The organism is Caballeronia sp. SL1002 (assembly GCF_057814995.1).
Genome location: NZ_JBYMUW010000002.1, coordinates 1,235,331 through 1,247,943 on the forward strand (window position 1 = coordinate 1,235,331; position 12,613 = coordinate 1,247,943).

11 protein-coding genes are annotated in these 12,613 nt (G+C 61.8%); 6 read left to right on the plus strand and 5 right to left on the minus strand.

Translation table 11 applies throughout. The features are described 5' to 3' along the window. The first annotated feature begins 158 nt into the window (after nucleotides 1–158). Together AC3D25_RS08400 and AC3D25_RS08405 are read left to right on the plus strand one after the other, a co-directional pair. Entirely contained in the window at nucleotides 159–398 is a 240-nt protein-coding gene (locus AC3D25_RS08400) for an alkylphosphonate utilization protein (RefSeq protein WP_488887961.1), read from the plus strand. Nucleotides 399–775: 377 nt separating this feature from the next. Beyond that, on the plus strand, nucleotides 776–1,105 hold the full coding sequence (locus AC3D25_RS08405; protein WP_488887962.1) for a DUF2917 domain-containing protein: 330 nt from the start codon (nucleotides 776–778) through the stop codon (nucleotides 1,103–1,105). 22 nt (nucleotides 1,106–1,127) lie between these two features. Here AC3D25_RS08405 and AC3D25_RS08410 read toward each other — a convergent pair whose 3' ends face one another. Beyond that, nucleotides 1,128–2,705, minus strand: a complete 1,578-nt coding sequence (locus AC3D25_RS08410; RefSeq protein WP_488889639.1) for a tannase/feruloyl esterase family alpha/beta hydrolase — start codon at nucleotides 2,703–2,705, stop codon at nucleotides 1,128–1,130. A gap of 361 nt (nucleotides 2,706–3,066) precedes the next feature. Further along, the gene (locus tag AC3D25_RS08415) at nucleotides 3,067–3,927 is read right to left on the minus strand and encodes a LysR family transcriptional regulator (RefSeq protein WP_488887963.1); all 861 of its coding nucleotides are present in this window, start codon (nucleotides 3,925–3,927) and stop codon (nucleotides 3,067–3,069) included. A 129-nt stretch (nucleotides 3,928–4,056) separates the two neighbouring features. Between AC3D25_RS08415 and AC3D25_RS08420 the strand changes: the two genes are divergently transcribed. Both AC3D25_RS08420 and AC3D25_RS08425 read left to right on the plus strand, forming a co-directional pair. Continuing rightward, complete coding sequence (locus AC3D25_RS08420; RefSeq protein ID WP_488887964.1) at nucleotides 4,057–5,457, plus strand: DHA2 family efflux MFS transporter permease subunit; 1,401 nt, start codon at nucleotides 4,057–4,059, stop codon at nucleotides 5,455–5,457. 287 nt (nucleotides 5,458–5,744) lie between these two features. Next, on the plus strand, nucleotides 5,745–6,176 hold the full coding sequence (locus AC3D25_RS08425; protein ID WP_488887965.1) for a hypothetical protein: 432 nt from the start codon (nucleotides 5,745–5,747) through the stop codon (nucleotides 6,174–6,176). On the opposite strand, the gene AC3D25_RS08430 is transcribed toward AC3D25_RS08425, so the two are convergent. Further along, nucleotides 6,173–7,423: an IS256 family transposase gene (locus tag AC3D25_RS08430; protein WP_488887153.1), complete on the minus strand. Its 1,251-nt coding sequence runs from the start codon at nucleotides 7,421–7,423 to the stop codon at nucleotides 6,173–6,175. The two genes, AC3D25_RS08425 and AC3D25_RS08430, sit on opposite strands and share 4 nt — an antisense overlap. Nucleotides 7,424–7,731: 308 nt before the next feature. Between AC3D25_RS08430 and AC3D25_RS08435 the strand changes: the two genes are divergently transcribed. Continuing rightward, on the plus strand, nucleotides 7,732–8,727 hold the full coding sequence (locus AC3D25_RS08435; RefSeq protein ID WP_488887966.1) for an aldo/keto reductase: 996 nt from the start codon (nucleotides 7,732–7,734) through the stop codon (nucleotides 8,725–8,727). A 34-nt stretch (nucleotides 8,728–8,761) separates the two neighbouring features. On the opposite strand, the gene rarD is transcribed toward AC3D25_RS08435, so the two are convergent. Next, nucleotides 8,762–9,652 carry an EamA family transporter RarD gene (rarD, locus tag AC3D25_RS08440; protein WP_488887967.1) on the minus strand — a complete coding sequence of 297 codons (891 nt, stop codon included), beginning with the start codon at nucleotides 9,650–9,652 and terminating at the stop codon, nucleotides 8,762–8,764. Between the two features lie 245 nt (nucleotides 9,653–9,897). Here rarD and AC3D25_RS08445 point away from each other — a divergent pair, with 245 nt between their 5' ends. Continuing rightward, nucleotides 9,898–10,959 (plus strand): AI-2E family transporter, encoded by a 1,062-nt coding sequence (locus AC3D25_RS08445; RefSeq protein ID WP_488887968.1) that lies wholly within the window; start codon nucleotides 9,898–9,900, stop codon nucleotides 10,957–10,959. Between the two features lie 90 nt (nucleotides 10,960–11,049). Here the strand turns inward: AC3D25_RS08445 and AC3D25_RS08450 are convergent, their stop codons facing one another. Next, a complete protein-coding gene (locus tag AC3D25_RS08450; RefSeq protein ID WP_488889640.1) occupies nucleotides 11,050–12,573 on the minus strand; it encodes a SpoVR family protein in 1,524 nt (507 codons plus the stop codon). Between the last annotated feature and the right edge of the window lie 40 nt (nucleotides 12,574–12,613).

Genomic DNA, 12,613 nt, shown 5'->3' on the forward strand with positions numbered 1-12,613 from the left:
GATACATGTAGCGCACGGCGCGCTCAAACCACAAAAATAGCACCTTTTCGCGCCGGCGCAGTTATGGGATAGCCGCGTCGAAACGCGCGAGCGGCGGCACTATAATGGCGCCCCATTCGGCTTGTCATTTCACTTTCTTCAACGGACGCACCCTCACCATGACCTCTTCCGACGACCGCGACGCGCTCAAGGTTCGCGACAGCAACGGCAACCTGCTCGCCGACGGCGACGCCGTGCAACTCATCAAGGACCTCAAGGTCAAGGGTACGTCGGTCACGTTAAAACGCGGCACGATCGCGAAAAATATCCGCCTGACCGCCGACGAGGAGGAGATCGAGTGCAACGTGGAGAAGGTGAAAGGACTCGTACTCAAGACCGCGTTCGTCAAGAAAGTGTGAGGTGCGCGGCGCTCGCCGCAGCGTCGAATTTCCAGTAAGCGCCGCGAATCCGGCACCTCGCGCCCTCTCGTAAATTCCGCTATCTCGATATTGACAGCGCAACGACGCCACACGATACTCAGGTCCATGCACTCACTCCGTCTTCACGCGCGAATCGCGATTTGCAACCCAATGAACGCCACTGGCGGGTCATCGGGAGCGCGCGTGCGCTAAGACGAACAGCATCACTGTCGTTTCCGAAGGCCCCGCCGATCCAGACGGGGCCTTTTGTTTTTTGGATGCGCGACTCCGTCTCTCGGCTCACAACGTGGAGAGCACCGATAAAAGACGTTTCGAAGTCCCGCGCATTCGCAATAGAAGCCGCCACGGAAGTTGCCGTGGCCCGCACGAAGATCGTGGTGTATTTCGATCTACAACCACGCGTGACGCTCTCGTGGCGCGTCGCGCGCGATGCCGAACTGCGCGCACACGACGTGCGCATCTGGCTCACGCGTCACGGCGATCTCAACGACTACTGGCTGGAAGCCGGCGAAATCGCGCGGCTCGTGCGCGGTGAGCGCGTGTGGATTTCATCGGAGATGGCGCACCCGGTTGCACTGTCGATCACGTCTTACCGCACGTCGCCGACGAGCCGGTTGCAGCGCGTTTGCGCACGAGTGCTGGGGAGATGGCTGCCGCGTGCGTCGCCGGGTGTCGGCGTGTTTTAAACAGGCAAGCGCGCGCGGCGGATTACGGATTCACGCAATGAAAGCTCGACGCGTTGTCGATGCTGCCGTGCCCGAGATAGCGCGGATACATCGGATAACGGCAGATCGGGCGCGAGCGGCCGTTGGTCGCCGAGGCGATATCGGTGCCGTTGAGCGTTTCCGGCGAGATGTCGCGCGAGACCCACGCGTCGAGCGCGCCGAGTTCGTCCCACGCGGGAATGAATACGCCGTTGCCGTGCTGGAAGCCGGGCACCATGTAGAGGCGCATGAACGCATCGACGGTCGCCTGGCCGTAATGATCGACGAGATTCTGGTAGAACGCGATGGTCTGGTTCGGGCTGATAACTTCGTCGGCGAGGCCGTGCATGGTGATGAGCTTGCCGCCGTTCGCGATGAACACGGACAGGTCGGGATTCATCGCGCCCACCGTGGACGACAGCGACACGAGGCGCTGGCGATAACGGCCCGGATCGGCGATATCGAAATTCAGGCTCGCGAACGACGCGTCGCGCGTAAGGAAGTATTTGAGGAACGCGTCGCCTTGCGCGTACAGATAGCCGTTGGCGGCGAAACTCGGCGGCTGCACGAGCGCCGGCGAATCGCCGAGCCCGAGCCCGCTCGTGAAATCCGCGCCCTGAAAAACGTTGTAGCCCGGATATTCGTCGACGCCATGCGCGAGCGCATACGGCAATTGCAATCCGTCGCGCAGTCCTTCGAGCGTGGCCAACTGTGCGTCGGAAAGACAACTCTCGCGCAGCGCGGGCCGCTGGCCGTTCTCGCAGCGCAGCGACGCGATGATCGCGGGTTCGAGCTTGCGGCACGCCTCGACATTACTGACGATGCCGTCGGTCGCGCCGTCGAGCGCGTCGCATTCGTGAACGACCGTCTCGAACACGCGCCGCTGCTGCGCGATCCCGACGAATCCGCCCGGTTTGGCATACGACAACTGCCCTACTTTCGCGCCCATCAACCGGACGCCGGCGAAGTTGATCGCGGGCGCATTGGCGATCACGCCGTCGTAATCGGCGGGAAAGCGCTCGATCACGGTGAAGCCTTCACGCCCGCCCGTCGATCCGCCCGCGAAGTACGTTTTCTCCGGACCGCGCCCGTAGCCCATCGCGATCAGCACGAGCGCCACGTCGTGGGTTTTCTTCAGGTGCGCAAAGCCGAAATTGACGATGGCTTCGTCGTTCGCCGCGAAGTCCGCGCGTCCCGAATTACCGGTGTGGCCGGAATCCGAGCCGAAGGTCGCGTAGCCGCGCGCGAGCGGCGTCGAATCGGGCGCGAACGACATCGGCTCCGTGCCGCTCACGATCACGCCGTTGTAGCCGCCGCCGCCCATCTGAAGCGCGCGGCCGTTCCAGCGGCTCGGCAGGTTCACTTCGAAGCGGATATCCGGCGTCGTATCGACCACTGCCTTGATGCTGCCCGTGATCCTGCAATATTCGCCGTTGCGATTTCCGGGCGCCGCCGCCGTGACGAGCGTCGCGCCGGTGACGATCGCGCCGCGCGTCGGCAGGCCGATGATCGACGCCGGTACGGCCTTGCCTTCCAGCGCGGCGCAGTTTTTTGCGACGTTCGATGCGGCCTGCGCGGGCATAGCGCACAGCACGAGCAATGAGACGATCAGGCGTCGGGCGGCGAAGATCACGGTCGCACGACACCGGCTGAAATGGGGCGGAAACGGGCGGCTTGAACTGCGTTCATTGAATGGGACGAAGGATCGGGGACACAATTCGGAGCACGGAATCGGGGCACGGAATCGGGGCACGGAATCCGGGCACGCAACGGGGCACACTCACGGATTAAACGCGCCGTCCGGTAAATTAAAGGGCGGTATTCGGAGACGGTGCTCAATATATAAGAAGGCTTTTGGCGCGCGCAATCGCCGGATGCGCCCGGGCGCCGCGTTGCGTTGCATTCGCGCCACCGCAAGTTCCGCGCCGCGCGGGTTTCGGTGCTCATTCGCCCGGCCACTCGCCACGCAGATCGCTATCCTGGATCAGTTTCAGCAGCGTTTCCGCGGGCCGGCTCAGGTGCCCCGCGCCCAGCGCGATGAATTCGACCTCCGGCAACTCCGGCAGCGCCGCCCGGTTTTCCGGCGGCGCGAGTCCGCGCGCGGCCAGGAAATTCGAGCGCACCGTGAGGCCCAGCCCGCCGCGCGCCGCAGCGATGCAGCCAGCGTGGCTGCTGCTCGTACACACCATTTGCCAGCTTGCGCCGGATTTGGCGAGCGCATCGAGGACGGCGGCCCGCGTCACGCTCGGTTCGGCGACGAGACTGAGCGGCAGCGGCGCGGAAAGATCGACGATCGTGCCTGGCTTCGCGAGCCATTCCAGCCGCCCGGTGAAAAGCAGCAGCCCGCGTGGATCGCCGACGCGCCGCTTGCCGATCAGTAAATCGATCGTGCCCGCGTCGAGAAGCTCGTAAAGCCGCCCGGTCATGCCGATCGTGATCTCCAGTTCCACGTCCGGATGCGCGCTGCGAAAGGCGGCGAGCACGCTCGGCAGCGGGCCGAGCGCGAGATCGTCGGACGAACCGAGACGGACGCGACCTTTCAGGCGCGGCGAGCGGAACTGCGACTCGGCGCGCGACATCGCCTCCAGAATCAGCCGCGCGTGCGTGAGCATCGCTTCGCCGTCGGCCGTGAGCGCGAGCGAGTGGGTGTCGCGGGTCAAAAGCCGGCGCCCGACGCTCTCCTCCAGCCGCCGGATGTGTTCCGATACGCTCGATTGCGTCAGCCCGAGCTGGCGGCCGGCGTCGGTAAAACTCTGCGACGCGGCCACCGTCGCGAACGTGTTCAGCCAAACCGGATTGAGCATGAGCGCATTGTTATCGACTTTTTCGATCACAGTCAATGTGGCTAACGGGGTTCCCGATTACGGCGACAGTCATTAACATTTCACCATGGCTGAAAAGCCCGCTGGAATCTCCCTCGCCTTACATCGCACATGACCAGACAGTCTTCTCACACGGCGCTCTTATGGATCGTCGCCGTCGGCTTTTTCATGCAGGCGCTCGACACGACGATCGTCAATACCGCTTTGCCCACGATGGCGCGCAGCCTCGACGCCCAGCCGCTCGCGATGCAACCGGTGGTTGTCGCCTACACGCTCACGATGGCGCTCCTCACGCCGGCGTCCGGGTGGCTCGCCGACCGGTTCGGCACGCGCCGCGTGTATTTCGTCGCCATTCTCCTGTTCGTGCTCGGTTCGCTCTGCTGCGCGAGCGCGCACACGCTGAACCAGTTGATCGTCGCGCGCGTGCTGCAGGGCATCGGCGGCTCGATGCTGCTGCCGATCGGCCGGCTTGCCGTGCTGCGCAGCGTGACCGGCGAGGCGTATGTATCGGCGCTCGCGGCTATTTCGATTGCCGGACAGGTCGGGCCGATCGTGGGGCCGACGCTCGGCGGCTGGTTCGTCGAGGCGTTCACGTGGCACTGGATTTTCCTGATCAACGTGCCGATCGGCGTGCTTGGCCTCGTCGCCGCGCTGCGGTTTTTGCCCGACGACGCGATCGGCGACGCACCGCCCTTCGATTTCATCGGCTGCGGGCTGCTTTCGCTTTGCATGGTCGCGTTCTCGATGGCGCTGGACAGCCCGGCGCCGACGCATCGCGGCGCGGTCGCGGCGGTCCTGTTCGGGATCAGCCTCGTCGCCGCGCTCGCCTATATTCCGCACGCACGGCGCAGCGACAATCCGCTCTTTCGCCTGGCGCTCTTTCGCGAGCCGAATTTTAGCGTCGGGTTGATCGGCAATCTGGTCTGCCGGATCGGTTCGAGCGCCGTGCCGTTTCTGCTGCCGCTCCTGATGCAATTGCAACTGGGTTACAGCCCGCTGCATTCGGGCTTACTGATGCTGCCTGCCGCGTTCGCCGGCGTGATCGCGAAGGGCTGGATCGCGCCGCTCGTGCGGCGATACGGCTACGAGACGTTCCTGCTCGTCAACACGATTCTGGTGGGCGGGTCGATTATCGGCTTCGCGGCTTTTTCCCCCGACACGCCGCTCGCGCTCGAAATCGCGATTCTCGCCGTGTTCGGCGCGAGTAATTCCATGCAGTTCGCGGCGATGAACAGCGTCACGCTCAAGGGTCTTTCGATCCGCGACGCGGGGAGCGGCAACAGCCTGTTCTCGATGGTGCAGATGCTGGCGATCGGGCTGGGGGTGTCGATCGGCGGTGCGCTGGTGCAGGTGTTCGAGGGTGAGCTTGGGTCGGCCGCGCTCGGGTTTCGGCTGAGCTTTGTTTGTGTCGGCGGGATTACGCTGGCATCGGCGTTGGTGTTTCGGCGGCTGGGGCCGCCGGGGGTGCGGGCGGGGTCGGGGTCTGGGTCTGGGTCTGCTTCGGCGCTCTAGGGTTTTTGCTGGCGCTTTTGCTTTTGTTTGCCTGTCGTGTCTGGGAACTTGCTTTCGTGTAGGTCCATTAGCTCGCCGCTATGCGCGGCAGCAGTCACTTTCTTTGCTGCTGCAAAGAAAGTAACCAAAGAAAGCAGCTTATCCGTCTAAGTGTCCACCACACATAACTAGCCGGATAGGCGCGCAAGCTGATTCGGCTAACTCGCAGTTATTCGTTTTGGCACAGCGCCTGTCAGTTCCGTCCTCGCTGCGCTCGGACGACGGGCACACCAACAACACCGGGCGGCTTGGTTTGGTTTGTTTTGTTCGGTTTGCCTTGGCTTGGTTTGGTTTGGTTTGCCTTGGCTTGGTTTGGTTTGGTTTGCCTTGGTTTGGTTTGGCTTGGTTTGCCTTGGTTTGGTTTGCCTTGGTTTGGTTTGGTTTGCCTTGGTTTGGTTTGGTTTGCCTGGTTTGCCTTGGTTTGGTTTGGTTTGTTCGGTTTGTTTGGTTTGTTCGGTTTGTTCGGTTTGTTCGGTTTGTTCGGTTTGTTCGGTTTGTTCGGTTTGTTCGGTTTGTTCGGTTGGTATGGTTTGTTCGGTTATGCCGTTCCGGCAGGCACTTTGTGCCTGCGGGGATGGATGAGCGGCTCCACTCTGTTGAGTGGTGCGATGGTCGAATCAGCTTGCGCACCACTCCCGGTGGGGGTGTCCCGAATTTTGTGTAAACAGGTTGTGGTTTAACGGGGCATCAGCCTGTCCTCGAACTGGATAGTAAAGCGGTTCAAAGCTGCCTTCCAATCGCGGATTGGCATCGTCCAGTTCTTGCTGATGTTGTTCAGCGCCAGGTAAAACAGCTTGGTCACGGCGTCGTCGGTCGGAAACGAGCTGCGGGTCTTGATCACCTTGCGCAGGCTCATGTTGATCGATTCAATGGCGTTGGTCGTATAGATCACTTTGCGGATTTCCGGCGGATAGTCGAAGAATGGAACGACGCGTGCCCAGTTGCGCCGCCAACTCTGCCCGATTGACGGATAGTCCTTGTCCCACTTGGCCTCGAACGCTTCGAGCATTTGCATGGCCAGTTCGACTGTCGTTGATGTGTAGATCATCTTCAGATCGGCGGCAACTTCGCGCTGCACTTTCCACGACACGAAGTTCAGGCAGTTGCGCACCATGTGCACGATGCAAAGCTGCACGGCTGCTTTCGGATAGACCGCTTCAATGGCTTCGGGAAAGCCTTTGAGCCCATCGACGCAGGCGATAAAAATGTCCTGCACGCCGCGTGTTTTTAACTCGGTGACCACCTGCAGCCAGAACTTCGCCCCCTCGGTCTGGGCGATCCACAGTCCCAGCACTTCCTTGTGGCCGTCCATGTTCACACCAATGGCCAGATAGACCGCCTTAGTCCGCACCGCACCGCTGTCGCGCACCTTGACGTGGATGCAGTCGAGATAAATGATGGGGTACAGCGCGTCGAGTGGGCGAGCTTGCCAGAGCTTCACCTCCTCGCTGACCGCGTCGGTCACCGCGGAGATCAGCGTGGGCGACACTTCGGTGCCGTACATCTCTTCCAGATGCCCCTGAATCTCACGCACGCTCAGGCCCCGTGCGTACAGGGAGATGATCTTGTCGTCGAAGCCCGACCAGCGGGTCTGATGGCGTTCTACCAGCTTCGGCTCGAACGCGCCTTGACGATCACGCGGGATATCGAGCGGTAGTTCGCCGAACTCACCCTGCAACGTCTTGGCGCTGTGACCGTTACGGGTGTTTCCCGTGGCGTTGGTGACGGTCTCGCTCTTGCCGTGCCCCAGATGCTCGGACATCTCGGTCTCCAGCGCCCGCTCAACCAGCATCTTGGTGAGCTGCTTGAGCAGGCCGTTCTCGCCAACCAGGTCCTCGGGTTTCTGGTAATTCGCCAGCAACCTGTCCGCCAGCTTGACGAGTTCAGGATCGGGTTTCGCACGTTTGTTGCGTTTGGCTACGGTCATCGTCGCTCCTGTTACAGGCAGTCTCCTGCCAAATGACCGTTTACACAAAACTAATTACACCCTCCTCCCGGTTACGGTTCGTGGTGGACACTTAGACGGACTAGCTGCTTTCTTTGGTTACTTTCTTTGCAGCAGCAAAGAAAGTGACTGCTGCCGCGCATAGCGGCGTGCTAATAAACGCACACGAATGCAAGTTCACAGAAACCACAGGCAAACAAAAGCAAACCGCGCCAGCAAAAACCACCGTCCAAGCAAGCCCCGCGCGCCAGCGCTATCCTGACAAACCGTCGACCCCAAGGAGACCCCCCGTGCAATACAGCAAATTCGGCCGCACTGGCCTGAACGTATCGAGACTATGCCTGGGCACGATGACTTTCGGCCTGCAAACCGAGGAAAGCGTGTCCCACGCCATCATGGACCGTGCAGCGGCCGCGGGCGTCAACTTCATCGATACCGCCGACGTCTACCCGCTCGGCGCAACGGACACCGCCACCGGCCGCACGGAGGAAATCGTCGGCCGGTGGATCAAGGGGCGGCGCAGCGACTTCATTCTCGCGACCAAGGCGGTCGGCAAAATGGGCCCGGCGGCGTGGCAGCAAGGCGCGTCGCGCAAGCATCTGCTCGATGCCATCGACGCCTCGCTCACGCGCCTGAATACCGATTACGTCGATCTCTACCAGCTTCACTCCGACGACCGCGACACGCCGATCGACGAGACGCTCGAAGCGCTCGACACCATCGTGCGGCACGGCAAGGCGCGCTATATCGGTGTGTCGAATTATCTGGCCTATCGGCTCGCGCGCGCGCTCGGCCGCTCGGACACGCTGCGGCTCGCGCGGTTCGTGTCGGTGCAGCCGCGTTACAACCTGCTGTTTCGGCAGATCGAGCGTGAATTGCTGCCGCTCTCGCAGGAAGAAGGGCTCGCCGTGATTCCGTATAACCCGCTCGCGGGCGGATTGCTCACGGGCAAGCATCGCCACGACGCCGCGCCGAGCGAAGGCCGCTTCACCGGCACCGTGGGCAAAGCCGGCGAAATGTACCAGCAGCGCTACTGGCACGAGCGCGAGTTTCACACGATTGAAACGCTGAAGAAGATCGTCGGCGAGACGGGGGGATCGCTCGCGAAAACCTCGGTGGCGTGGGTGCTGGCGAATCCGGCGGTGACCTCGGCGATCATCGGCGCGAGCCGGCCGGAGCAACTCGAAGACACGCTCGCCGCCGTGGACCTCACGCTCGACGCCGACCTGAAAGCAAAGCTCGACGACGCCAGCGTCGAATATCGATACGGCGACGCTGCCCGATAAAAACGCACGGGCCGGCCTCTGAAGCGTCAACGCATCACGACGTCAGAGCCGCCGGCCTTGCGCGCCGCGCCTGCCAAATCCCTTCGAACGAATAGACGCCGAGCGCCGCCCATATCGCGCCGTAACCGATCAGATCGTCGCCGTCGAACGGTTCGCTGTACACCAGCACGCCGATCAGCAACTGCAGCGTCGGCGTGATGTACTGGATCAATCCGAGCATCGAGAGCGGAATGCGCCGCGCGCCCGCGGCGAACAGCAGAAGCGGGACGGCGGTGATCGGCCCGGCGGCGGCGAGCAGGATCTGCGTGCCGGTGGATGCGTCCGCGAAACCGCTCACGCCGCGCAAGCCCAGAAATGCGAGAAACGCGACCGCTACCGGGAACAACAGCATGGTTTCGAGCGTCAACCCTTCTAGCGCGCCGAGTTTCGCGGTTTTGCGCAAGAGGCCGTAACCGCCGAACGTCAGCGCGAGCGCGAGACTGATCCACGGTGGATGACCCGTTTGCCACGTGAGCCACAGCACGCCCGCGAGCGCGATGCCGACGGCGACCCATTGCAGCGCGCGCAGCCGTTCCTTGAGAAACGCCATGCCGAACAGCACGTTCACGAGCGGATTGATGAAGTACCCGAGACTCGCCTCCACGATCCGCCCGTCGTTCACGGCCCAGATATACAGTCCCCAGTTCGCCGAGAGCAGCACGGCGCTCGCGGCGAAGCGCGCGAGCAGGCGGCGCTGGCTCAATACCGGACGCAGCCAGCGCCACTGCCGGCGCACGGTGAGCACGATGAACAGAAACGCCATCGACCACGCCATCCGGTGCGCGAGCATTTCGGGCGCGCTGATCGAATGTAAGGCCTTGAAGTAGATCGGAAACAGGCCCCAGATGGTGAAGGCCGAGATTGCGTAGACGACGCCTGGATTCATTTTTATCCGTCACTCATGCGGTTGCTGGCGGCGGCTTAAGCGTCGGCGCCGCGACAAGCCACGAATTCTAGACGAATGCGATGCGCGTTCGAAACTCAAGCACGCCCGCAGCACGCCGTAAGCCACGGAAAACACGCGTGTTAGCATGCCGGCTGTCTGCGCGATACGGCCCCAAGCCGTGCGCCCCGCGCACCGGGAACGCTCGCCAACGTCGACCGCGGCTTTCCAGAACCCTCAGAGTCCTTATGAACAACCGTTCCGTGCATCAGAAGTTTTTCCACATCCTGCTGTTCGCCGTGACGATCGCGCTGGCCTACATTCTCTTGCCGTTCTTCGGCGCGATATTCTGGGGCACGATTCTCGCCATTCTGTTCCAGCCGCTGCAACGCTGGTTCGCCGCGCGCTTCGGCAAGCGCCGCAATCTCGCCGCACTGACGACGCTCGCGCTCATCGTGCTGATCGTGATCCTGCCGCTGATTTTCGTCGCGGGGACGCTCGCGCAGGAAATCAGCCTCGCCTACGTGCAGATCAAGGGCAATCAGCCCAACATGACGCACTACTTCCAGGAAGGCCTGCACGCGCTGCCCACGTCGGTCCAGACGCTCCTCGGCCGTTTCGGACTCGACGACATTCCCGGCATCCAGCGCCGCCTGACCGACGGCGCCGCGCAGATCAGCCAGTTCGTCGCGTCGCAGGCGTTGAGCATCGGCCAGAACACGTTTCAGTTCGTCATCAGCTTCGGCGTGATGCTGTATCTCGTGTTCTTTCTGCTGCGCGACGGCGGGGAGATCGGGCGGCGCATTCGACGCGCGCTGCCGCTCGACGAAACGCACAAGCAGCATCTGATCGCGAAATTCACGACCGTCGTGCGCGCGACCGTCAAGGGCAATATTGCGGTTGCGGCGGTTCAGGGCTTTCTCGGCGGTGTGATCTTCATGATTCTCGGCATTCAGGGCGCGCTGCTCTGGGGCGTGCTGATGGGCTTCCTGTCGCTGCTTCCGGCGATCGGCGCCGCGCTGATCTGGGCGCCGGCCGCCGCGTATTTGCTGATCGCGGGCGATATCTGGCGCGGCGTCATCCTGATCTTTTTCTGCGTGGTCGTGATCGGGATGGTGGATAACGTGCTGCGGCCGATTCTGGTCGGCAAGGACACGAAGATGCCCGACTGGGTGGTGCTCATTTCGACGCTTGGCGGCATGGCGCTCTTCGGCATCAACGGCTTCGTGATCGGACCGCTGATTGCCGCGCTCTTCATGGCAAGCTGGGATTTGTTCACGCAAGCCGAGGAATCGGGTCGCGATATCTGACGGTTTTCGGCAAGCGATTGCCTCGTGGCTAATAAAAAACCGGCTCTTTCGAGCCGGTTTTTTGTTGAAGCCGTCCATGCCTCACACGTTCTAGCCGCGCGATTCCGGCGGAACGTACTTGCATTCGAAGCGCTTCCTTACCGTGCCGTTTTCATCGACGCTTTCCAGATAGACGTCGAATTGCCACAGCCGCGCCATGTGCTTGAGCACTTCGTCGCTGTCGTTGGACAAATGGCGGTTGTCGGTCATGAAGTGGCGCAACGTGAGACTGCGGTCGCCGCGCGTGTTGACGGAATACACCTGGATGTTCGGCTCGCGGTGATGCATGTCGTATTGCCGCGAGAGCGCCTGGCGCACGTAGCGATATCCGCTGCCGTCGTGAATGGCGGACACTTCGAGCGAATCGCGCATGTCGTCGTCGAGAATCGAGAACAGGCGCATTTCCCGAATCAGATGCGGCGACAAATACTGCGCGATAAAACTCTCGTCTTTGAAGTTGCGCATCGCGTAATGCAGCGAGTCGAGCCAGTTGCTGCCCGCGAGTTCCGGAAACCATTCGCGGTCCTCGTCGGTCGGGTTTTCGCAGATGCGGCGAATGTCGCTCATCATCGAAAAACCGAGCGCATACGGGTTGATGCCGCTGTAATACTGCTTCGTGACCGGCGGCTGATACACCACGTTGCTGTGCGAATGCAGGAACTCCATCATGAAGCCGTCTTCGAGACGCCCTTCGTTGTAGAGCGTGTTAAGCAACGTGTAATGCCAGAACGTCGCCCAGCCCTCGTTCATCACCTGCGTCTGCCGCTGCGGATAAAAATACTGCCCCACTTTCCGCACGATCCGGATCACTTCCCGCTCCCACGGCTCCAGAAGCGGCGCATTCTTTTCCGCGAAATACAGCAGATTTTCCTGCGGTTCCGGCGGATAACGGCTCTCGGTTTCCTCGGCGGTATGCTCGCGGCCCTTGGGTAACGTGCGCCACAACTCGTTCACCTGCGACTGCAAATACGCTTCGCGCTCGCGCCGCATCGCCGCTTCCTTCGCGAGCGACAACTTTTGCGGACGCTTATAGCGATCCACGCCGTAATTCATCAGCGCGTGGCACGAGTCGAGCAACTCTTCCACCCGGTCGATCCCATGCCGCTCTTCGCATTCCGCGATGTAATTCTTCGCGTAGACGAGGTAATCGATGATCGCGTGGGCGTCCGTCCACAGCCGGAACAGGTAGTTGCCCTTGAAAAACGAATTGTGCCCGTAAGCCGCGTGCGCGATGACGAGCGCCTGCATCGTCATCGTGTTTTCTTCCATCAGATATGCGATGCAAGGATTCGAGTTGATGACGATTTCATACGCGAGACCCATCTGCCCGCGCCGATAACTCTTTTCGGTCGAGAGAAAGTGTTTGCCGAACGACCAGTGCCGGTAATTGACGGGCATGCCGACGGACGCATACGCGTCCATCATCTGCTCTGCGCTGATGAGTTCCAGTTGAATCGGATACACGTCGAGACCGTAGGAGCGCGCGACCCGGGCGATCTCGGTGTCGTATTCCTCGATCAACTCGAACGTCCAGTCCGACGGACACGGCAACGGCCTTCTTTCGGCAACATTCATGCTGTCTTCCTTGGCCGCCGCACTGGACGCGCCGGCAGAC

Coding starts and splice junctions, on each gene's coding strand:
- AC3D25_RS08415 (WP_488887963.1), bottom strand. CDS start 3,927: ATGCTCAATCCGGTTTGGCTGAACACGTTCGCGACGGTGGCCGCGTCG.
- rarD (WP_488887967.1), bottom strand. CDS start 9,652: ATGAATCCAGGCGTCGTCTACGCAATCTCGGCCTTCACCATCTGGGGC.
- AC3D25_RS08400 (WP_488887961.1), top strand. CDS start 159: ATGACCTCTTCCGACGACCGCGACGCGCTCAAGGTTCGCGACAGCAAC.
- AC3D25_RS08445 (WP_488887968.1), top strand. CDS start 9,898: ATGAACAACCGTTCCGTGCATCAGAAGTTTTTCCACATCCTGCTGTTC.
- AC3D25_RS08420 (WP_488887964.1), top strand. CDS start 4,057: ATGACCAGACAGTCTTCTCACACGGCGCTCTTATGGATCGTCGCCGTC.
- AC3D25_RS08450 (WP_488889640.1), bottom strand. CDS start 12,573: ATGAATGTTGCCGAAAGAAGGCCGTTGCCGTGTCCGTCGGACTGGACG.
- AC3D25_RS08410 (WP_488889639.1), bottom strand. CDS start 2,705: ATGCCCGCGCAGGCCGCATCGAACGTCGCAAAAAACTGCGCCGCGCTG.
- AC3D25_RS08430 (WP_488887153.1), bottom strand. CDS start 7,423: ATGACCGTAGCCAAACGCAACAAACGTGCGAAACCCGATCCTGAACTC.